This is a genomic window from Isoptericola sp. NPDC019693 (assembly GCF_044389085.1).
Taxonomy (GTDB): Bacteria; Actinomycetota; Actinomycetes; order Actinomycetales; family Cellulomonadaceae; genus Isoptericola.
Genome location: NZ_JBIRXP010000002.1, coordinates 24,887 through 44,444, shown reverse-complemented (window position 1 = coordinate 44,444; position 19,558 = coordinate 24,887). Strand labels below are relative to the sequence as shown.

15 protein-coding genes are annotated in these 19,558 nt (G+C 74.2%); 6 read left to right on the top strand and 9 right to left on the bottom strand.

Features of this window, described 5'->3' with window-relative positions:
- Window positions 1–15 precede the first annotated feature (15 nt).
- On the top strand, window positions 16–1,590 hold the full coding sequence (gene aspA / locus ACH436_RS05555; protein ID WP_430559879.1) for an aspartate ammonia-lyase: 1,575 nt from the start codon (window positions 16–18) through the stop codon (window positions 1,588–1,590).
- A complete protein-coding gene (locus tag ACH436_RS05550; RefSeq protein WP_430559197.1) occupies window positions 1,587–2,894 on the top strand; it encodes an anaerobic C4-dicarboxylate transporter in 1,308 nt (435 codons plus the stop codon). The genes aspA and ACH436_RS05550 overlap by 4 nt, the downstream gene beginning before the upstream one ends.
- Before the next feature lie 108 nt (window positions 2,895–3,002).
- Here the strand turns inward: ACH436_RS05550 and ACH436_RS05545 are convergent, their stop codons facing one another.
- Window positions 3,003–3,419 carry a cupin domain-containing protein gene (locus ACH436_RS05545; RefSeq protein ID WP_430559196.1) on the bottom strand — a complete coding sequence of 139 codons (417 nt, stop codon included), beginning with the start codon at window positions 3,417–3,419 and terminating at the stop codon, window positions 3,003–3,005.
- Window positions 3,416–4,339, bottom strand: a complete 924-nt coding sequence (locus tag ACH436_RS05540; protein WP_430559195.1) for a helix-turn-helix transcriptional regulator — start codon at window positions 4,337–4,339, stop codon at window positions 3,416–3,418. Before ACH436_RS05540 ends, ACH436_RS05545 begins: the two co-directional genes overlap by 4 nt.
- A 102-nt stretch (window positions 4,340–4,441) precedes the next feature.
- On the opposite strand from ACH436_RS05540, the gene ACH436_RS05535 reads away from it, so the two are divergent.
- The 4 genes from ACH436_RS05535 (at window position 4,442) to ACH436_RS05520 (ending at window position 8,758) form a co-directional block, all read left to right on the top strand.
- Complete coding sequence (locus ACH436_RS05535) at window positions 4,442–5,836, top strand: MFS transporter (protein ID WP_430559194.1); 1,395 nt, start codon at window positions 4,442–4,444, stop codon at window positions 5,834–5,836.
- A 101-nt stretch (window positions 5,837–5,937) separates the two neighbouring features.
- On the top strand, window positions 5,938–6,837 hold the full coding sequence (locus tag ACH436_RS05530) for an aldo/keto reductase (protein WP_430559193.1): 900 nt from the start codon (window positions 5,938–5,940) through the stop codon (window positions 6,835–6,837).
- A gap of 50 nt (window positions 6,838–6,887) precedes the next feature.
- The gene (locus ACH436_RS05525; RefSeq protein WP_430559192.1) at window positions 6,888–7,253 is read left to right on the top strand and encodes a DUF2255 family protein; all 366 of its coding nucleotides are present in this window, start codon (window positions 6,888–6,890) and stop codon (window positions 7,251–7,253) included.
- 62 nt (window positions 7,254–7,315) lie between these two features.
- Window positions 7,316–8,758, top strand: coding sequence for a DUF2252 domain-containing protein (locus ACH436_RS05520; RefSeq protein ID WP_430559191.1), 1,443 nt, complete (start codon window positions 7,316–7,318; stop codon window positions 8,756–8,758).
- Window positions 8,759–8,765: 7 nt separating this feature from the next.
- On the opposite strand, the gene ACH436_RS05515 is transcribed toward ACH436_RS05520, so the two are convergent.
- From ACH436_RS05515 to ACH436_RS05485, 7 genes are read right to left on the bottom strand one after another with little or no spacing between them, the layout of a single operon-like run.
- Window positions 8,766–9,203: a GNAT family N-acetyltransferase gene (locus tag ACH436_RS05515; protein WP_430559190.1), complete on the bottom strand. Its 438-nt coding sequence runs from the start codon at window positions 9,201–9,203 to the stop codon at window positions 8,766–8,768.
- 10 nt (window positions 9,204–9,213) lie between these two features.
- Entirely contained in the window at window positions 9,214–10,560 is a 1,347-nt protein-coding gene (locus ACH436_RS05510) for a cellulase-like family protein (protein WP_430559189.1), read from the bottom strand.
- 5 nt (window positions 10,561–10,565) lie between these two features.
- Window positions 10,566–11,462 (bottom strand): carbohydrate ABC transporter permease, encoded by an 897-nt coding sequence (locus tag ACH436_RS05505; RefSeq protein WP_430559188.1) that lies wholly within the window; start codon window positions 11,460–11,462, stop codon window positions 10,566–10,568.
- Complete coding sequence (locus tag ACH436_RS05500; protein WP_430559187.1) at window positions 11,459–12,394, bottom strand: carbohydrate ABC transporter permease; 936 nt, start codon at window positions 12,392–12,394, stop codon at window positions 11,459–11,461. The genes ACH436_RS05505 and ACH436_RS05500 overlap by 4 nt, the downstream gene beginning before the upstream one ends.
- Entirely contained in the window at window positions 12,391–13,719 is a 1,329-nt protein-coding gene (locus ACH436_RS05495) for an ABC transporter substrate-binding protein (protein ID WP_430559186.1), read from the bottom strand. Before ACH436_RS05495 ends, ACH436_RS05500 begins: the two co-directional genes overlap by 4 nt.
- The gene (locus ACH436_RS05490; protein ID WP_430559185.1) at window positions 13,710–16,184 is read right to left on the bottom strand and encodes a beta-galactosidase; all 2,475 of its coding nucleotides are present in this window, start codon (window positions 16,182–16,184) and stop codon (window positions 13,710–13,712) included. Before ACH436_RS05490 ends, ACH436_RS05495 begins: the two co-directional genes overlap by 10 nt.
- 45 nt (window positions 16,185–16,229) lie before the next feature.
- Entirely contained in the window at window positions 16,230–19,544 is a 3,315-nt protein-coding gene (locus ACH436_RS05485; RefSeq protein WP_430559184.1) for a DUF5107 domain-containing protein, read from the bottom strand.
- Between the last annotated feature and the right edge of the window lie 14 nt (window positions 19,545–19,558).

Genomic DNA, 19,558 nt, shown 5'->3' with positions numbered 1-19,558 from the left:
CCCATGGCTGACCCCATGGCTGAACCCACCGCCGATGCGCGCGTCGAAGAGGACCTGCTCGGACCGAAAGAGGTCCCTGCGCAGGCGTACTACGGGATCCACACCGTCCGGGCGATCGAGAACTTCCCCATCTCCGGGACCACCATCAACGACGTGCCGGAGATGATCCGCGGCATGGTGATGGTGAAGAAGGCGGCGGCGCTCGCGAACCGGGAGCTGCGCGCCATCCAGCGCGACGTCGCGGACGCCATCATCGGCGCGTGCGACGAGGTGCTGGTCCAGGGCCGGTGCATGGACCAGTTCCCCATCGACGTGTTCCAGGGCGGTGCGGGCACCAGCGTCAACATGAACACGAACGAGGTGATCGCGAACCTCGCGCTGGAGCAGGCCGGTTTCCCCAAGGGCCGCTACGACGTCATCAACCCGAACGACCACGTCAACAAGTCCCAGTCCACCAACGACGCCTATCCCACCGGCTTCCGCCTGGCCGTGCACGCCCTGACCGAGTCGCTGGTGGTGGCCGTGCGGCGGCTGTCGCGGGCGTTCGACGAGAAGGCGTCCGAGTTCGCGGACCTGCCGAAGATGGGCCGCACGCAGCTGCAGGACGCGGTACCGATGAGCCTGGGCCAGGAGTTCGCCGGGTTCTCGGTGAACGTGGCGGAGGAGGTCAAGCGCCTGCGCAACGCGGCCGACCTGCTGCTCGAGGTGAACCTGGGCGCGACGGCGATCGGCACGGGCCTCAACACCCCGCCCGGCTACCCGAAGGTCGCGGCGCGGCGGCTCGCCGAGGTGTCCGGGCTCGGCACCGTGCCGGCGGAGAACCTCGTCGAGGCCACCTACGACAACGGCGCCTACCTGGCCGTGCACTCCGCGGTGAAGCGGCTCGCGGCCAAGCTGTCGAAGATCTGCAACGACCTGCGCCTGCTGTCCTCCGGGCCGCGCGCGGGGCTCAACGAGATCAACCTGCCCGAGCTGCAGGCCGGGTCGTCGATCATGCCCGCCAAGGTGAACCCGGTGATCCCCGAGGTGGTCAACCAGGTGTGCTTCAAAGTGATGGGCAACGACGTCACGATCACGCACGCCGCCGAGGCCGGCCAGCTCCAGCTCAACGTCATGGAGCCCGTGCTCGCCGAGTCGATGTTCGAGTCGATCCGGCTGCTGACCAACGCATGCGACGCCCTGCGCACCAAGTGCGTCGTCGGCATCACCGCGAACGCCGAGGTCATGCGGCAGCACGTGCTCGGCTCCATCGGCATCGTCACCTACCTCAACGAGGTGATCGGCCACCACAACGGCGACCTCGTGGGCAAGGAGGCGGCGCTCACCGGTGCCTCGGTGCGCGACGTCGTCGTCGCCCGCGGGCTGCTCACCGCCGCGGAGGTCGACGCCATCCTGACCACCGAGAACTTCCTGCACCCGCGCTACAGCGGCCGCTTCTTCGCGCCCGACGAGCGCGGCATCCCGCCGCTGGGCGAGGAGGGCGAGTCGTCGCGCGTCGTCGAGTCCGACGACGCCGCGGGGGCGCCGACCGACCCGGGGCACGAGCACGACGCACCCGCCGCGGACGAGCAGGGTGAGGCCGCGCGGTGATCGTCGTCCAGTTCGCCATCCTCCTGATCTTCGTCTTCATCGGGGCGCGCCTCGGCGGGATCGGGATCGGGCTGGCGGGCGGCGCGGGCGTCATCGTGCTCGGCCTGCTGGGGCTCGAGGTCGACCCGGCGACGGGCGTCCCGTGGGACGTGCTGGGCATCATCATGTGCGTCATCGCGGCGATCGCCGCGATGCAGGCCGCCGGCGGGCTGGACTACCTCGTGGCGAAGACGGAGGTGCTGCTGCGTGCCCGCCCGCGCAGCATCACCTTCCTCGCGCCGCTCGTCACCTACGTGATGACGGTGTTCTCCGGCACGGGGCAGGTCGCGTTCTCCACGCTCCCGGTGATCGCGGAGGTGGCGAAGGAGTCCAACGTGCGGCCGTCGCGACCGCTGTCCATCGCGGTCGTGGCGTCGCAGATGGCGATCGCCGCCTCGCCGATCTCCGCGGCCGTGGTGGCGATGGCCGCCGTGGTGGAGCCGCTCGGCGTGGACTACCTGACCCTGCTCACGGTGGCCGGCGTGTCCACGCTGCTGGGCTGCCTGGTCGGCGCGGTCGTGGCCTCGCGCCAGGGCGTCGAGCTGCAGGACGACCCGGTGTACCAGGAGCGCCTGGCCAAGGGTCTGGTCAAGCGGCGCGAGCGCACCGAGTTCGTCGCCAAGCCGCGGGCGCTGCTGTCGCTGATCATCTTCGCGACGGCGCTCGTCGTCGTCGTGCTCTACTCGACGGCGGTGTCCGACTCGGTGGGCCTCATCGAGAACCCGACGATCACGCGCAGCGGCGCGATCATGACCTTCATGCTGCTGGCGGGGCTGCTCATCGCCGTCCTCTGCAAGATCGACGTGAGCACCGTCATCACGCAGCAGACGTTCCGCAGCGGCATGAGCGCCGCGGTCTGCATCATCGGCGTCGCGTGGCTGGGCAACACGTTCGTGCAGGGCAACACCGCGACGATCGAGGAGCTGGGCGGCGACATCATCCGCGACTACCCGTGGATGCTCGCCGTCGTGCTGCTGCTCGCCTCCGCGCTGCTGTACTCGCAGGCCGCGACCACGATCGCGCTGATGCCGGTCGCCGCCGGCATGGGCGTGGCCGCTACCACGATGGTGGCGTCGTTCCCCGCCGTCACCGGGCTGTTCCTGCTGCCGACCTACACGACCGTGGTCGCGGCCATCGAGCTCGACGACACCGGCACCACCCGGATCGGGAAGTACGTGTTCAACCACTCGTTCATGGTGCCGGGGCTGGTGTCCGTCGCGTCCGCCGTCGCCATCGGCTTCGGTCTGGCGCCGCTGCTGATCTGAGCGAGATCTGAGGTTCCCCGGTTGTCGACCGATTCGTGAGCCTCGCGATCACGGCCGGGGCGGCCTTCGCCGCGGCGGCCACGGCCCGGCGTGCCGGGCTGTTCGCCGTCAGACGTCGAGCCACGGCGCGCGGGCGTACTCCGCGTCCGTGACGTGCTCCAGCCAGGTGGTCGTGGCGGCCGGGTCGTCGGCGTTCTCCAGCATCGCGAGGTGCTCCATGAAGTCGTCCGGCGACGCCCCGTGCCAGTGCTCCTCCCCCGGCGGGCAGTAGACCGTCTCGCCGGGCCGCGCCTCGACGACGACACCGTCGCGCGTGCCGACCAGAGCGACGCCGGACACCACGTGCAGCGTCTGGCCGCGGGCGTGGGAGTGCCAGGCCGTGCGCGCCGCGGGCGCGAACCGCACCAGCGCCACGACCATCCGCTGGTCGCGCTCCTGCGGCACGACGATCGGGTCGAGCCAGACGTCGCCGCGGAACTGCTCGGGCGGGTTCTTCGTCGTCGCCGGGCGGGGGATCTTCTTCATCGGTCGGTGGCTCCTTCTCGGGTGGAGACGTCCTCGGCGCTCGCCGCGAGGGTGGTCGCCGCCCACGACGCGAGCAGCGCGAGCCCGTCGTCCGACGGCGAACCGGGGACCGCCGTGTAGACGTTCATCTGCAGGCCCGGGTCGGCGGGCAGCATCAGCGCCTCGTAGTCCAGCTCGAGGAGCCCGACCGCAGGGTGGTGGAACACCTTGGTGCCCGTGCGGTGCAGGCGCACGTCGTGCGACGCCCACAGCCGGCGGAAGTCCTCGCTGCGGGTGGACAGCTCGCCCACCAGGGCGGTGAGGGACTTGTCGTACGGGTTCCTGCCCGCCTCGGCGCGCAGGATCGCGACGGCGTCGTGGGCCATCCGCGGCGCCTTCTCCCCGAAGAACGCCGCCGCGGCGTCGGGGTCGAGGAAGTGGAAGCGGGCGCTGTTGACCGGCTTGCCCGCCACCTGCTCCGGCGAGTCGTACAGCGGCGCGTACAGGGCGCGGCCCAGGACGTTCGTGCCGAGGACGTCGAGCCGGCCGTTGCGGACGAACGCGGGGACGTCGCCCATCGCGTCGAGGATCCGCTGCACGGCCGGGCGCAGCGTTCCGGGCGGGGTGCGGCGCGCTCGCGACCGGGCCGCGCCGGAGGCGTTGGCGGCCCGCGCGAGGTCGAACAGGTGCAGCCGCTCCGCCTCGTCGAGCTGCAGCGCCTCCGCGAGCGCCTCGAGCACCTCCTCGGACACCCCGCCGAGGTTCCCGCGCTCCAGCCGGGTGTAGTAGTCGACGCTCACGCCCGCGAGCATCGCCACCTCCTCGCGCCGCAGCCCCGGCACGCGCCGGTTGCCGCCGTACGCGGGCAGGCCGGCCTTGTCCGGGGTGATCCGCGCCCGGCGGGTGGCCAGGAACTCGCGCGTCTCCGCCTTCAGGTCCATGCCTTCGACGGTACGTCGAAGCCCCCGGGCCAGGGAGGTACTGGCGTTACCGGGCACGTCCAGGACTCCCCTGCCGCGCCCGGCCGGCGTCGACTGGTCGCCATGACCACCACCCCCGTCGCGGCGACCCCCACCACCCCGGCCGCCGTCCCCGCCCCGGCGCGCGCCGGCGGGATCCTCGCCATCATCCTCGTCGGCTACTTCATGGTGATCCTCGACAACTCGATCGTCATCACCGGCCTGCCCCACATCCGCACGGACCTGGCCCTCACCGCGGGCGGCCTCGCCTGGGTGCAGGACGCGTACCTGCTCACGTTCGGCGGCCTCCTGCTGCTCGGCGCCCGCGCCGGCGACATCCTGGGCCGGCGGCGCATGTTCGTGGCCGGCCTCGTCGTCTTCTCCCTCGCGTCCGTCGTGGTCGGGCTGGCCCCGACCGGCGGATGGCTGATCGGCGCCCGCGCCGTGCAGGGGCTCGGCGCCGCCGTGCTCGCGCCGTCCACGCTGGCCCTGCTCACCGCGAGCTTCCCCGAGGGCCCGGCCCGCACGCGGGCCACCTCCGCCTACGGCGCGGTCGCGGGCATCGGCGCGAGCGTGGGCCTCGTCGCCGGCGGGCTGCTCGCCGACCTCGTCTCCTGGCGCGCCGGGTTCCTCGTCAACCTGCCGATCGGCGTCGTCATGCTCGTCGCCGGGCTCCGGGTGCTGCCGGAGACGCCGCGCACCCCGGGCCGGTTCGACCTCCCCGGGGCGCTGCTCGCGACCCTCGGCCCGACGGCGCTCGTCTACGGCTTCGTCCGGGCGGGCGCGGGAGGGTGGGCGGACGCCGGGACGCTCGCCCCGCTCGCGGGCGGCTTCGCGCTGCTGGGCGCACTGGTCGCCGTCGAGCGCCGGGCGGCGCAGCCCGTCATGCCGCTGACGCTCTTCGCGAGCCGGGAGCGCGCCGGCGCCTACCTCGCCCGCCTGCTGTTCATCGGCGCGATGATGGGGTTCTTCCTCTTCACCAGCCAGTACCTGCAGGACGAGCGCGGGTTCTCCGCGCTGGCCGCCGGTGTCGCCTACTTCCCGATGACGGCGGTGAACTTCGTCGTCGCGCTCGCCGTGCCACGCCTGCAGCGCCGGACTAGCGGCCCGGCGCTGCTCGTCGCCGGCCTGACGCTCGCCGTCGTCGGCACGGGCTGGCTCGGCCTCGTCGATACCGGGACGTCCTACGCAGCCGGCATCGCCCTGCCGATGATGCTCATCGGCGCGGGCCAGGGCCTGGCGTTCGGCCCCCTGACGGCGTCCGGCATCGCCGGGGTGGAGCCGTCGCTGGCGGGTGCCGCGTCGGGCGTCGTGAACTCCGTGCACCAGCTCGGCGGAGCGCTGGGCATGAGCCTGGTGCTGGCGCTGACCAGCACGTACGCGGCCGCGATGACCGCCGGGGCGGTGCTGCTGCTGGCCGCGCTCGTCGCCGCCGTCCTCCTCGTGCTCCCCTCCGCACGCCGAAGCTCAGGTGCGTGAGCCCGCTCGTCGCACCATGCGCCCTCGGTCAGCGGGGGCGGACCCAACGGGGTACCAGCAGGACCTCCCGCACCCGGCGACACGTTCGTAGCGTGGAGGGCATGACGAACCCCGTCCCCACCCTCACCCTGAACAACGGCGTCACCATGCCCGCCCTCGGGTACGGCGTCTTCCAGACCCCGCCGGACGAGACGGTCACCGCCGTCACCGAGGCGCTGCGCGTCGGCTACCGGCACATCGACACGGCCGCCGCGTACGGCAACGAGCGCGAGGTCGGCGAGGCGCTGCGCCGGTCGGACCTGGCCCGGAACGACGTCTTCCTCGAGACCAAGGTCTGGGTCAGCGACTACGGACACGACGCCACGCTGCACGCGTTCGACAAGTCCGCCGGCAAGCTCGGCGTCGACACCATCGACCTGCTGATCCTGCACCAGCCCGCACCCCAGCGGTTCGACCGCACCCTGGAGGCGTACCGCGCCCTGGAGACGCTGCTGGCCGACGGCCGGGTGCGCGCCATCGGCGCCAGCAACTTCATGCCCGACCACCTGGAGCGGCTGCTGGCGGAGACCTCCGTGGTCCCGGCCGTCAACCAGGTGGAGGTCCACCCGTACTTCCGGCAGCCGGCAGTCCTGGCGGCGGACGAGCGTCACGGCGTCCTCACCCAGGCGTGGTCGCCCATCGGCGGCATCACGTTCTACCCCGGCTGGGGCGGCGACGACCGCCGCAGCACCCTGGACGACCCGACGATCCGGGAGATCGCCGCCGCGCACGGCCGGACCCCCGCCCAGGTGATGCTCGGCTGGCACCTGCAGCAGGGCCGTTCGGCGATCCCCAAGTCCGTGACGCCGTCGCGCATCGCCGAGAACTTCGCCGTCACCGACGTCGCGCTGACCGCCGAGGAGCTCGCGGCGATCGACGCCCTCGACACCGGGGTGCGCGGCGGCCCCGACCCCGACACGTTCCGGGCCGAGGCCTTCGACCGCGAGATCCCCGAGGCCTGACCGAGGCCTCTCACCAACCCCACCCCCGAACCCACCACCGTGGAGGAGACATGACCGACTGGAGCCCGGCCGACCTGGCCGCGATCGACGCGGACGGCGAGCTGCGCGTCGCCGCGCACCGCCCCGACGGGGCGCTGCGCACGCCCCGGATCGTGTGGCACGTCGTCGTCGACGGCGCGCTGTACCTGCGCTCGGTGCGTGGCACCGAGGGCGCCTGGTACCGCGGCGTGCAGCGCACCGGCACCGGCGAGATCGACGCCGGCGGCGTCCGCGCCGAGGTGACGTTCACCCGCGACGACGCCCACGACGACGCGATCGACCGCGCCTACCACGCCAAGTACGGCGACGGCTCGGCCGTGCGGTCGATCACCAGCCCCGCCGCGACGTCGACCACCCTGCGCGTGGACCCGCGCTGACCTCCCGGGTGCGACGCTCCGCGGAGCGGCCCACGATCGGACGAGGAATCGGAGGTGGGCCCATGAGCACCCATGAGGACGTGGCCGCGGAGCTCGCGCCGCCCCCGCCGACCGACTTCGCGCTCCGGGCCGAGCACGGCCGCGCCGCGCGCCGCCGCACCCCGCGGTCGTCGCACGGGGGGTGGGCGCCCCCTTCCGGACGCGCCGACCCGGTCGCGCTGCTCGAGGAGCAGGCGGCGACCCGCGTCCCCGAGCTCGTGCCGGTACGCCACCGCCGGATGATGGTCTCGCCGTTCACGTTCTACCGGGGCGCCGCGCTGCTCATGGCCGTCGACCTGGCCCGCACCCCGGTCTCGGGCCTCGTCACCCAGGTGTGCGGCGACGCGCACCTGTCGAACTTCGGCGTCTTCGGCACGCCGGAGCGGGCCCTGGTGTTCGACATCAACGACTTCGACGAGACCCTCCCGGGGCCGTGGGAGTGGGACGTCAAGCGGCTCGTCACCAGCTTCGAGGTGGCGGGCCGGCACCGCGGGTTCGACGCCGGGCAGCGGCGCGGCATCGACCTCGCCGTCGTGCGCGCGTACCGCGAGCGCATGCTGCGCCTCGCCGGGTCGGGCGTGCTCGACGGCTGGTACGACCGGCTCGACGCGGACCGGGTCATGGCCTGGGTCGAGGACGAGCGGCGGGCCAAGCGCGTGGGGCGCACCCAGGTGCACCGGACGGAGGCCGTCCTCGCGAAGGCGCGGACGAAGGACAGCACCCGCGCGGCGGCCAAGCTCGTGGAGATCGTCGACGGCGAGCCTCGGATCGCGGCCAGCCCGCCGCTCGTCGTCCCGGTCGAGGACCTGGTGCCCCTGGCCCGCGACAGGGAGCGGGCGGAGGACTGGATGCGCCGCCTGATCGCGTCGTACCTGTCGACCCTCCAGCCCGAGCGGCACCCGATGGCGGAGTACTCGTACGTGCACATGGCGCGCAAGGTGGTCGGCGTCGGCAGCGTCGGCACGCGCGCGTGGGTCGTGCTGCTGCGCGGCCGCGACGAGAACGACACGCTCGTCCTGCAGGCCAAGCAGGCGGAGCGGTCGGTGCTGGAGCGCGCGCTCCCGCCGAGCCGGTACGACAACCAGGGCGAGCGGGTCGTGCGCGGTCAACGCCTCATGCAGGCGGCGGGCGACGCCTTCCTCGGCTGGCAGCGCGTCGTCGGCGTCGACGGCGTCGTCCGCGACTACTACCTGCGCCAGCTCTACGACTGGAAGGGTGGCGTGGACGCCGAGGTGATGGACGCCGCGGGGGCGCGCGCCTACGGCCGGCTCTGCGGGGAGGCCCTCGCCCGGGCGCACGCCCGCTCCGGCGACCGGGTCGCCCTCGCCGCCTACCTCGGCCGCGGCGACGCGTTCGACCGGGCGGTCGCGGACTTCGCCGCGGACTACGCCGACCAGAACGAGCGGGACTACGCCGCCTTCCTGCACGCCGTGGCGTCGGGGCGCCTGGCGGCGGCGGAGGCGTGACCCGGGATCAGGACGTCGGCCGGGTGCCCAGGACCATCCCTACGCCCTGCGGCGCGGACTCGACGAACCCGAGGCTGCGGTACAGCGGGCGGCCCGGCGGGTCGGCCACGAGGGTGACGTACGGGTTCGCGGGCGCCCGCTCGTCGATCTGGGCGAGCAGCCACTCCAGCACGCGGCGCCCCAGGCCCTGCCGCTGGTGGTCGGGCAGGGTCGCCATGTCGGCCACGTGGAAGTACCAGCCGCCGTCGCCGAGCAGGCGACCCATCGCGACCGCCTCGCCGGTCGGCCGGTGCCGCACATGGACGAAGGCCCAGCTGTTCGCGACGGCGTACCCCGCCTGCTCGGGCGTCTTCGGGCTCAGCCCCGAGTCGCGGCGCAGCCGCACGTAGGCGTCGACGTCGGGCGCGGTGGGGACGAGCTCGTACGGGTCTGCGACAGCGGTCATGCGGCCGACCCTAGGCGGTCCCGGCCACCCCGTGCCCGCCCCGGAGGACGGCGGTGCACTCGCGCTGCAGGTCGGCGTCGAGCCACATGGCGTGCTGGGGTGCCGCGTTGGAGCACACGACGGAGCCCCAGGCGCCGACGGCGTCCGCATGCCGCACGGCGTCGCGGCAGATCTGCGCCCCGACGGGTCCCTCCTCGAACCGGGTGTCGCGCGGGGTGTAGCCCACCCAGCCCTCCCCGAGCACCAGCGGGATCCCCAGGCGGGCGGCGTGGTCCGCGGCCACGCCGATCCACTCGCGCAGCCGCTCGGCCATCGCGATCCGGTGCGCGCCGTACCGGTCGTACAGCCACCGGTCCACGGCCTGCGGGTCGCACCAGTCGTGCACGTAGATCTCCGCGTGCCCGACGATCGACGCGCGCCGCTTCCACTCCTCGTCCGCCGGCGGCGCCCACTCCGCCAGGCGCGGCGCGCCCGGGCGCAGCAGCTCGGCGTCGGCCCGCGCCTGCGGGAAGTCGGCGGGGTCGCCGCGCAGCGCGAACTCGCGCACCAGGTCGTCCAGGACGCCGTAGACGTACGGGTGCACGCCGAGCACCTGGGCGTTGCGCGGCAGGCCGCGCATGGCGGTGACCGGGACGGCGGCGTAGTTCGGCCCGCACAGCACGTCGGGGTGGCGCGCGGAGAAGGCGGCGATCCCCCGCTCCAGGCGGTCGCGCAGCTCCACGACCGGGTCCTCCCGCCCGGGCAGGCCGGCGGTGAGGTGCCCGGCCTGGACCTCGTTGTGCGGCTCCACGTACGCGAGCACGTGGTCGAGCCCCTCGGCCCGCAGCAGGTCCACGAGGTCGGCCATCGCCTCCCCGAGCACGGTCAGCCGCTCCTCGGGGTCCACGGCCCGGAGCGCGTCGTACCAGGCCCGGTCCGCGGCGAAGGCCGGGCTCTGCTGGTACTCCCACGACGACGCGATCACCGTCAGACCGTGCCGGTCGGCGCCGCGGAACAGCTCGAGCAGGTGGGCGCGGGCGTCGATCGTCGTCGGCTCGCGGACGTCGTACCAGCGCACCCGCGAGGCGTAGCCGCCGCCGATCGGTCCCAGGCGCAGGGCGGACGTGTCGAGACCGGAGCGGAACAGCAGGAACGGCATCGCGCAGATCCTGACCGCGTTGTAGCCGAGCTCGACGGCGCGGGCGAGCGCCGCGTCCAGGTCCTCGAACGGCTCGCCCGGCCCGGTCCGCACGTACCAGGAGAAGTCCCACAGCGTGATCGCGAGCCGCTGCGGCAGGTGCGCGGGCACCGCCGCACCGCCGCCCGTCGCCGCCTCGCCCGTCGCGGTCGCGCCGGTCACCATCCGGGGGTCCGTCATGCGTCTCATCCCTTCACCGCTCCGGCCGTGAGGCCGTTCACCAGCTGCTTGCGCAGCACGAAGAACACGATCAGTGCGGGCACGGCGGCCAGCACCGACCCTGCCATGACCAGGTCGTACTGCCGCCCCTCGGCGCCGAACAGCGCCTGGAGCCCGAGCGGCAGCGTGTAGAACTCGGGCTCGGCGATGATCACCAGCGGCCACAGCAGGGTGTTGTACGAGTTGAGGAAGCTCCACACCGCCAGCGCCCCGATCGCCGGCCGCAGCAGCGGCATGACGACGGACCAGAACGTCCGCAGCTCGGAGCAGCCGTCGATGCGGGCCGCGTCCAGGATCTCGTCGGGCACCGACTGCTCGGTGTACTGGCGCATCATGAAGATCCCGAACGCCGGCGCCACCCAGGGGACGATCAGCGCGAAGAACGGGTTCGCCAGCCCCAGCTTCGCGACCAGGACGAACAGCGGCACGACGATCACCGCGAACGGGATGGCCAGCGACGAGAACATCACGTCGAACAGCAGCTTCTTGCCGCGGAACTCGTACTTGGCGAACCCGAACCCCGCCAGGGAGCACAGCAGCACGGTGGCCACGGTGCTCACGACGGCGACGACGGTGCTCATGAGCATCCACCGCCAGAACGGCTGCGTGGCCAGGAGGTTCGCGTAGTTGTCCAGCGTGCCCGGGTCGGGGATCAGCGCCGGGGGGAACGCGAAGATGTCGCTGCGGTCCTTGAAGGACGACGACACGGCCCACAGCAACGGCGCCACGTAGACGACGGTGAGCAGGCCGAGCACGACGTACAGGACGACGCGGCCCGGGCGCAGGCGGCGCGGCGTGCGCGCCGACGGGGCGGTCGGGGTCGCGCTGCCGCGCGAGGCACCCACGAGGGTCGGTGTGCTCATCGGTTCCTCCCGACGCCGAACGCGCGGGTGCCGAGGCGGCCCAGCACGAAGACGATGACGAACATGACGACGCCGGCGGCCGCGGCGTAGCCGAGCTCCTGGCGCTGGAAGCCGGCCCGGTAGACGAACATCGACACCGACAGCGTCGCCTCGCCCGGCCCGCCCTGCGTGAGCAGGAACGGCTCCTCGAAGATCTGCGCGGTGTTGACGAGCATCGTGACCGCGATGAAGGCCGTGACCGGCCGCAGCTGCGGCAGCGTGACGGCGAAGAACCGCCGCACGACGCCCGCGCCGTCCAGCTCGGCCGCCTCGTGCAGCTCGCGGGGGATGTTCTGCAGGCCCGCGAGGAAGAAGATCGTGAGGTACCCGGTCCAGCGCCACAGCACCAGCACCACCACGACGACGCGCGCCCACCACGGGTCCGTGAGCCAGGAGACGCCGCCGAAGCCGAAGAGCGCCTCGAGGGTGGCGTTGAGCAGCCCGTACTCGCCGTCGAAGATCAGGCCGAAGATGAGGGCGATGACGATCGGCGACAGCACCACCGGCATGAAGTACGTCAGCCGGAAGAAGTCCCGCAGCCGCAGCCCCTTGGCGTCGAGGGCCAGCGCGATCAGGAGCGCGACGGGCAGCACCACGACCATCGCGAAGACCGTGTAGAACGCGGTGTTCGCCAGCGCGGCGCCGAAGCTCGCGTCGCGCAGCAGCCGGGAGTAGTTCTCCAGGCCCACGAACTCCGGGCTGCCCAGCCCCGCCCAGTCGGTGAGGCTGAGGTAGATCCCCGCCCCGACCGGCACCAGCATGAAGACGGTGAACAGCAGGAAGAACGGGGAGATGAAGAGATAGGGGGCCCACTGCCGCCGGGCGCCGGGTCGGGGGACGCGCGCGGCGCCCCGGGTGGCCGTCGCCGTCGGCGGCCTGGTCAGGGTGCTCATCGCTGCACCTGCCTCTCGTACGTGCGCACCCCGGCCCGCAGCGCCTCCTCGGCGCCGACCTGCCCGGTGATGGCGCGGAGGATGGGACCGCCGAGGCTGTCGCGCAGCACCGAGGCGCCCGCGGACTGGTAGAAGAGCGGCATGTCGGCCGCGGCGGCGGAGAAGACCTCGAAGACGCGCTGGCCGCCGAGGAAGGGGTCGGTGATCTCCTGGAACTCAGGGGCGTCGTAGAGATCGACCAGGGTGGGCATGTACGCCCCGGCGAAGTAGCGGGCGAGCTGCCCCTCCTCGGACAGGTAGGCCCGCTGCAGGAAGTCGGTCGCGGCCTCGGTGAACGGCTGGTCCTTGAGCACCGCGAACGCGGTGCCGCCCATCGTCGACGCGACGTGCCCGCCGCCGGCGAAGCGCGGGATCGTGCGCGCCCGCCACAGCCCTTCCTGGTCGGGGGCGTTCGCCTGGAGGCCGTACACCTCGTACCAGTTCGGCATGACGGTCGCGACGAGGCGGCCGCCCTTGATCGCCGCCGCGGCGGCCCCGCCGTACGGGTCCGCCAGGGCGACGAAGGCGCCCGTGCGGACGCCCTCGGCCATGAGCTCGAGCACCTCGACGGCCTCGTCCGACAGCACGGCGAGGTTCCCGTCGGCGTCGTAGAGGTTCCCGCCGCGCTGCAGCAGGAGCTGCGTGAAGCCGTTGACGATCGACCCGTTGTCGCCGTTGGCCACCATGCCGATCGCCTGGCCGGTGTCCGCGGCGACCTCGGCCCCGATCTCGAGGAGCTCCTCCCACGTGCCGACGTCGGCCGGGATACCCAGCTCGTCGAAGAGGTCGGCCCGGTAGAACATCACCGAGATCGAGTTGTCGGACTCCAGCGCGTACACCTTGCCGTCCACCGTGTACGGCTGCGTCTTGAGCAGCCGGTCGCCCATCGGCGCGGTCAGCGGGGTGAGGTCGACGAACAGGTTCTGGGCGATCCCCGCCCGCATGACGCGCGGGAACTGGTCGATCACCAGGCCGGCCAGGTCGGGCAGGGGCCGCTGCGCGACCGCCTGCGTCACCAGCCGCGAGACGATGTCGGCCGGTGCGACCGACGTGACGTCGACGCCGAACGTCCACGCGCTGCCGCCCACGATCGCGGCGTCCGTCGCCGCCTGCGTGAAGTAGCTCGCGTAGCCGGGGTCGTGCGTCCACAGCCCCAGCGACGCCGCGCCGGAGCGCACCGGGGCGGCCGCCGTCGACGTCGAGCAGCCCGCGAGGATCCCGCCGCCCGCCACGCCGAGGCCCGCGACGCCGAGCAGCCGCAGCAGGTCGCGCCGGTTCAGCTCCACGGCCGTTCCTCCCCCGCGGACAGCACCACGCGCGCCACGCGCACGACGTCGACCGTGGCGACGGTGATCCCGTCGGGCACGTCGCGCACGGACGGGTCCACCCAGACGCCGGTGTCGTGGCGCCACGGCAGCAGCTCGAGCGTCAGGCCGTCGCGGGCGACGTCGTCGCGCCACGGCGTGAGGTCGACGTCCCAGTCGCGGCCGTGCCAGTAGTGGTCGCTCACCACCTCGCCGGCCACCAGCGCACGGCCGACGTCCCCCGTCCACGCGACGCGCAGCAGCGCGCGGTCGACGCCGGCGAGCGCGTCGGCGGGCACCTCCAGGGGCACGCGGGCGGCACCGGTGAATTCGGTCGGCGCGCTGAGCCGGTCCATCGGCCCGCCGCGTGCGGGCTCCGGCGGGGCCGGGGAGTGGGGGGCGAGGTCGGTGGCGACCCGGTGGCGACCTGCCCCGGGTGCGATCAGCGTCCACGAGCGCCAGCCGGCGCCCCCGGACCCGGGCACGACGGCGGTCTCGTCGCCGTCGGAGCCGCTCGTCACGGCGAGCGAGCCGGGCGCGGGCAGGAGGGACAGCGACGCCGTCGGGTGCTCCGTGTGCACGACGAGCTCGCCGTCGAGCGCGTGCACCGGGGCGTCGGAGAGCACGAGGCGCTCGCGACCGGCCACGTCGAGCCGGTAGAGCCGGTTCGCGGTCTCCTCGTCGAGCACCAGCACGTCCACGCCTCCGGACGGGCCGCGCAGGCCGACCACGGTGTCGGGCCCCGGCGTTCCGGTGAGGTCGAGGACGGTCGCGCCGTCCTCCGCGCGCGCCTCCACCGGGCCGCTCGCCGTGCCCTCGCCGAGGCCGTCGACCACGAGCTCCACCGGCACGCCGTCGGTCGCGACCAGCACGAGGAGGTCCCGCCCGGCGTCCTCGGCCCGGTCGATCCGCGTGAGCACCTGAGCGGTCGCGCTGCGCAGCACGAGCCCGTCGGCGAGCGGGAACCGCAGCGGCCAGGCCATCGAGACGCCGGCCGGCAGGTCCACGGGGCGGGTGGGGACGACGACGGTCGCGTCGTCGAGCCCGACCTCCAGCTGCACGCCGGGCTGGGAGTCGAGCGGCCGCCGCGCGGGCTGATAGGTCGTGAGGAAGGCGTACCCGCGGTGCCCGTCGGAGCGGACCGCCCAGCGCAGCTCGGACGGGTCCTCGCTGCCCCCGCCCACCGTCGTGGTCATGGCGGCGAGCGCCGCGCCGTCCTCCTGGAGCCACAGGTGCTGGCGGCGCAGCAGGTGGTGGTGGCGGCGCACCTGGCCGTGCTCGCCGACGGGGGCGCCGAAGTCGTAGGTGCGCGTGGGCACGTCGTTGGGGTAACCGGTGGCGTGCGACTCCTGCTCGGTCCCGTGCGGCCCGACGCGCTGCGTGCCTCCGGCGTACATGTAGTACCCCTGCCACACCGAGCCGCTGCCGAGCTTCGCCAGGGCCAGCGCGGCCACGTCGTCGGGCGTCACGAGCGGCCGGCGGTGGTAGGCGACGTGCATGCCGCCGCCCAGCTCACAGGTCGCGTACGGCAGCGCGTCGTCGTCCTTGAGGGGGACCGCGCCGGGCTCCACGACGACGCCGTCGAGCGCCTCGCGCAGGTCGGCGCCCACGCTGAGGTCGTCGCGCACGGTGCTGTACCGGAAGTGCACGGGCGAGAACGCGGGCCACTCGGTGTCGGTGTCCTCCCAGAAGCCGTCCGCGTACGCGCTGTACAGGGGCAGCAGCGTGGCGGGCACCTGGGCGCCGCCCCATCCGGTCGCGGTCCACAGGGGCACGCGCAGCCCCAGCTCCTCGGCGGTGCGGCGCAGGGTGGCGAGGTGCTCGGGCTGGTCGTACAGCTCGTTGTCCATCTGGGCGCCGACGACGGGGCCGCCCTCCGCGTGGGTGAGCCCGGCGAGCTGCGCGATCGTGCGGGCGTAGAACGCCCGCACCAGCTCGAGGTAGGCCGGGTCGTTCGTGCGGGTCCTCATCCCGGTCCGCAGGCTGCGCTCCACGAGCCAGTCGGGGAAGCCGCCGTAGCGGGCCTCGCCGTGCCCCCAGGGCCCCATGCGCACCACGACGTCGAGGCCGTGGCGTCCCGCCAGCTCGACGAACGCCCGCAGGTCGAGGTCGCCGTCCCAGCGGAAGTCGCCGGGCGTGGGCTCGTGCGCCTGCCAGAAGACGTAGGTGGCCACGGTGTCGAGCCCGCCCGCCTTCGTGTGCCCGAGCACCTCCGACCAGCGCTGCCGCGGGATGCGGGAGTAGTGCACCTCGCCGGTCACGGGGAACCAGGGGCGGCCCGCCCGCTCGAGGTAGCGGCCGGTCACCGCGACGGCGTCGGGCGTGCCGGGCGTGCCGGGCGTGCCGGGCGGGTCGCCGAGGTCCAGGTGGTCGCGCTGCGGCGGGGCCGGGCGGGCGGCCCGCACGCGGCGGGTGACGGGCCGGGGGCTCGTGAGGGCGTCGGGCATGTCTCTCTCCTTCGAGAAGCGCTGACGAGGTGGGACGGCGGCCGGTCAGGCCGGCGCGGGGGCGGCGACGTGCCGGTCGAGGGTGGCGAGCTGGTCGCGCAGGGCGCGGATCCGGTCGTCGTGGTCGTGCTGGACGTCGTGGGTGAACAGCAGCATCGTGGGCAGCGAGGTCGCGAAGTAGTCGACCTGCGCACGCCGGCCGGACTCCGCCTCGACGTACGCGGCGAGCCCGTCGCGCAGGCGCCGTGCCTCGTCGTCGCGGCCCAGCCGGCGCAGGGCCAGCACCGAGGCCGCCGTCCGCTCCGAGAACTCCTGGACGGCCATGCCCTCGAAGTCGCCCTGCTGCGCCGCGGCGGTGCGCCACGCCTCGCGCGCCTCGTCCGGGCGGGAGCCCGCGGCGAGCGCGTCCCCGAGCAGCAGGTGCAGGTCGGCGGTGTTGGCGAGCGGGTGGCGCGCCTCTCCGAGGGACTCCGGCGGGGCGAGGGCCGCCCGGGAGTGCGCGAGGGCGGCGGCCGCGTCGCCCTCGTCGAGGGCCCGGCGCCCGAGGGCGAGGTGCGCGGCGTCCCACGCGGCGAGCACGCGGCCCTCGCCACCCTCCCACGGCTGGAAGTCGCGGCCCGCCAGGACGTCGAGGGCCTCGGGGGCGCGCCCGACGGCGGTGAGCAGCTCGGCGAGCTGCACGGACAGGTCGTCCCGGTGCGCGACGAGGTCGGGCCGCTCGAGGAGCGTCGCCAGGCGGCGCTCCGCGGCGGTGCCGCGCCGGGCCTCCAGCTGGTCGGCCTCGTAGAGCAGCCGCGCGTCGTCGGGGGCGAGCGCCCGGGCGCGGGCGTACCACCCGGCCGCCGCGTCCGCGTCGCCGGTCACGTTGTGGGTCGCGACGCCGAGGTTGCGCAGCACCACGGGGTCGGTCCCGTCGGCCTCCGCGGCGACCTCCCAGGCGGCGATCGCGTCCTCGTGCCTGCCCGCCGCGTAGAGGCGGTGGCCGGCCAGCGCCGCGACGAGCGGGTCGTGCGGCCAGGCGCGGCGCAGCCGGGCGAGGGCGTCGTCGTCGGTGGCGGCGGGGAATGCCCAGTCCCGGGGCGCCTGCCGCGCCCGTTCCAGCGCGTCCGCCGCGGCCGCCCGGTCACCCCGGGCCAGCTCCAGGTCGGCGCGGTGCAGCAGCGCGAGCGCCCGCACGTCGCGCTGCCCGCGCGGCGACGGGCGGGTCGCGACGTCCTCGAGCAGCGCGACGGCGGCGGCGAGCTCGCCGGCCGAGGCGTGCTCCAGCGCGACGTCGAGCGCGACGGTCGGGTCCGTCGTCGGCCCGGGCGACCGGTGCGGTGCGACGTCGTCCTGCCCGAGCCGGGCGTCGAGGTCGCGCGCCCACGCGTCGAGCGGGTCGACCGCGAGGGTGCCGCGCACGAGGTCCCTGGCGTGCTCCACGTCGCCCGTGCGCAGCGCGGCGACGGCGGCGAGGTTGCGGCCCTGGACGTGCTCGGGGCTGCGTCGCAGCAGCGCGTCGAGCTGCTCGGCGGCGTCCGCGTCGCGGCCCTCGGCGATGTCGATCCGCGCGGTCGCGACGGCGGCGGCGTCCCGCCAGGCCTGGTCCCACGACGCCGTGCCGAACGCCTCGCGCGCCTCGGCCGTCCGGCCCTGCCGAGCGAGGACCAGCCCCAGCCGGTAGTGCGCCTCGCCGTCGCGCGGGTTGGGGTTGCGCACGGTCAGGCGCGCCGTCGCGGTCCGCAGCAGCCGCTCGGCCTCGTCGAGCCGGCCCTGGCGTGCGCGGCGGGCCGCGAGCGCCGTCGCGCAGCGCGCGTCGCCGGGGTCCCGGCGCAGCGCCTCGGTCCAGTACGGCTCGGGCGACCGGGTCGCGTGCCGGTACTGCTCCAGGTGCAGGCCCGTGACGTACAGCTCGTCGACGGAGGCGAGGTCGGTGGGCGCGGGCGGCTCGGTGGCCGGCTCCGGCACCGCCGCGCCGGGGTCGGCCGCGGGGCGGGGCCGCCAGGCGACGAGCGTCGCGCCGTCGTGCTGCACGACGAGCTCGTAGGCGGTGGGGTCCACACCGGCCGGCGCGGCCAGCTCGCGCACCAGCGGGGCCCCGGGGGCGACGTCGGCCCGCTCGTCGAGCAGCACGTCGTCGCCCGCGCGCAGCACCACCCGCGCCCCCGCGCGGGGGGACGTGACGGCGACGCCGACGCGGACGGTCGCGTCCTCGACGTCGAGTCGCACCGCCGCCTCGCGCGTCGCCTGGTGCACGGGGCCCACGTCCTGGATCGGGTACCAGTACTGCGAGAAGGCCGTCGTCTCGCCGGGGCGCAGGAACGCGAAGTCGGGCTGGTTGTCGGTGAAGACGCCGGCCATGAGCTCCACGTACGGGCCGCCCGTGTCCGTCAGGTGCCGGTCCCACGCCCAGCCGAACGGGGCGTTCCCCCACGTCCACATCTTCTTGCCGGGCGAGATGCGGTGGTCCGCCCAGTGCACGAACCCGGCGCGGGCGGCGTGGTCGTAGCCGCCGAAGAAGTCGTCCTGCGAACCGAGGCACATGTACGACGTCGGCACGGGGATGTTGCGGTAGCGGTCCAGGCGGTCGCCGTCGGGCCGGTCGGGGGTGCGGCGGGCGGGGTAGTCGACGCCGTAGTAGCGCCCCGACGCCGCGGGGAAGGTCGTGACCGCGCGCTTGGCGTGGTCGGCGACGACCGTGACGTCCGTGGGGAAGAACGCCTGGTAGTCGTCGTGGACCGCCGCGGCCACGTTGGCCCACCACAGGAACGTCTGGACGTCGTCGGTGCGGTTGACGAGCCGGACCCGCAGCTCGATCAGCGCGCTGTCCGGGCGCAGCCGCACGCCGTGCATCCCCTGCATCCGGGCGAAGGGGTCGTGGTCGGAGCACCAGACCGTCACGGCGCCGTCGGCCTCCTCCTCGATCCACGCCTCGGTCGGCAGGAACGTGGCGGGGCGGTGGTGCTGGGGCCAGTTGAGCTCCACGCCGCCGGAGACCCAGGGGCCGAGCAGGCCGACCAGCGCCGGCTTGATGACGTCGTTGCGGTAGAAGAAGTCGTGGTCGCGGGTGCGGTCCAGGCCCACGTGGATCCGCCCGCCCAGCTCGGGCAGGACCATGAGGCGCAGGTACGCGTTCTCCAGGTGGATCGCGTCCCACGACCGGGGCGCCTTGGTCCGCGCGACGTGGTCGACGAACGGCATCGGGTACACCGCTCCCGACGACCCCTGGTAGACGCGCTGGTCCAGGTAGGCCGGGTACCGGTCCGGCTCGCCGATGTCGTAGGTGTCGATGGACACCGGCTCGCGCCAGCCGCGCACGGGGCGTGCGGCGAGGCCGTCGGGGACGGGCGGCAGGACGATCCGCGACTCTTCTCCAGGCATGGCACGAACGTAGG

Coding starts and splice junctions, on each gene's coding strand:
- ACH436_RS05485 (WP_430559184.1), bottom strand. CDS start 19,544: ATGCCTGGAGAAGAGTCGCGGATCGTCCTGCCGCCCGTCCCCGACGGC.
- ACH436_RS05530 (WP_430559193.1), top strand. CDS start 5,938: ATGACGAACCCCGTCCCCACCCTCACCCTGAACAACGGCGTCACCATG.
- ACH436_RS05500 (WP_430559187.1), bottom strand. CDS start 12,394: ATGAGCACCCTGACCAGGCCGCCGACGGCGACGGCCACCCGGGGCGCC.
- ACH436_RS05515 (WP_430559190.1), bottom strand. CDS start 9,203: ATGACCGCTGTCGCAGACCCGTACGAGCTCGTCCCCACCGCGCCCGAC.
- aspA (WP_430559879.1), top strand. CDS start 16: ATGGCTGAACCCACCGCCGATGCGCGCGTCGAAGAGGACCTGCTCGGA.
- ACH436_RS05535 (WP_430559194.1), top strand. CDS start 4,442: ATGACCACCACCCCCGTCGCGGCGACCCCCACCACCCCGGCCGCCGTC.
- ACH436_RS05545 (WP_430559196.1), bottom strand. CDS start 3,419: ATGAAGAAGATCCCCCGCCCGGCGACGACGAAGAACCCGCCCGAGCAG.
- ACH436_RS05525 (WP_430559192.1), top strand. CDS start 6,888: ATGACCGACTGGAGCCCGGCCGACCTGGCCGCGATCGACGCGGACGGC.
- ACH436_RS05520 (WP_430559191.1), top strand. CDS start 7,316: ATGAGCACCCATGAGGACGTGGCCGCGGAGCTCGCGCCGCCCCCGCCG.
- ACH436_RS05505 (WP_430559188.1), bottom strand. CDS start 11,462: ATGAGCACACCGACCCTCGTGGGTGCCTCGCGCGGCAGCGCGACCCCG.
- ACH436_RS05490 (WP_430559185.1), bottom strand. CDS start 16,184: ATGCCCGACGCCCTCACGAGCCCCCGGCCCGTCACCCGCCGCGTGCGG.
- ACH436_RS05510 (WP_430559189.1), bottom strand. CDS start 10,560: ATGACGGACCCCCGGATGGTGACCGGCGCGACCGCGACGGGCGAGGCG.
- ACH436_RS05540 (WP_430559195.1), bottom strand. CDS start 4,339: ATGGACCTGAAGGCGGAGACGCGCGAGTTCCTGGCCACCCGCCGGGCG.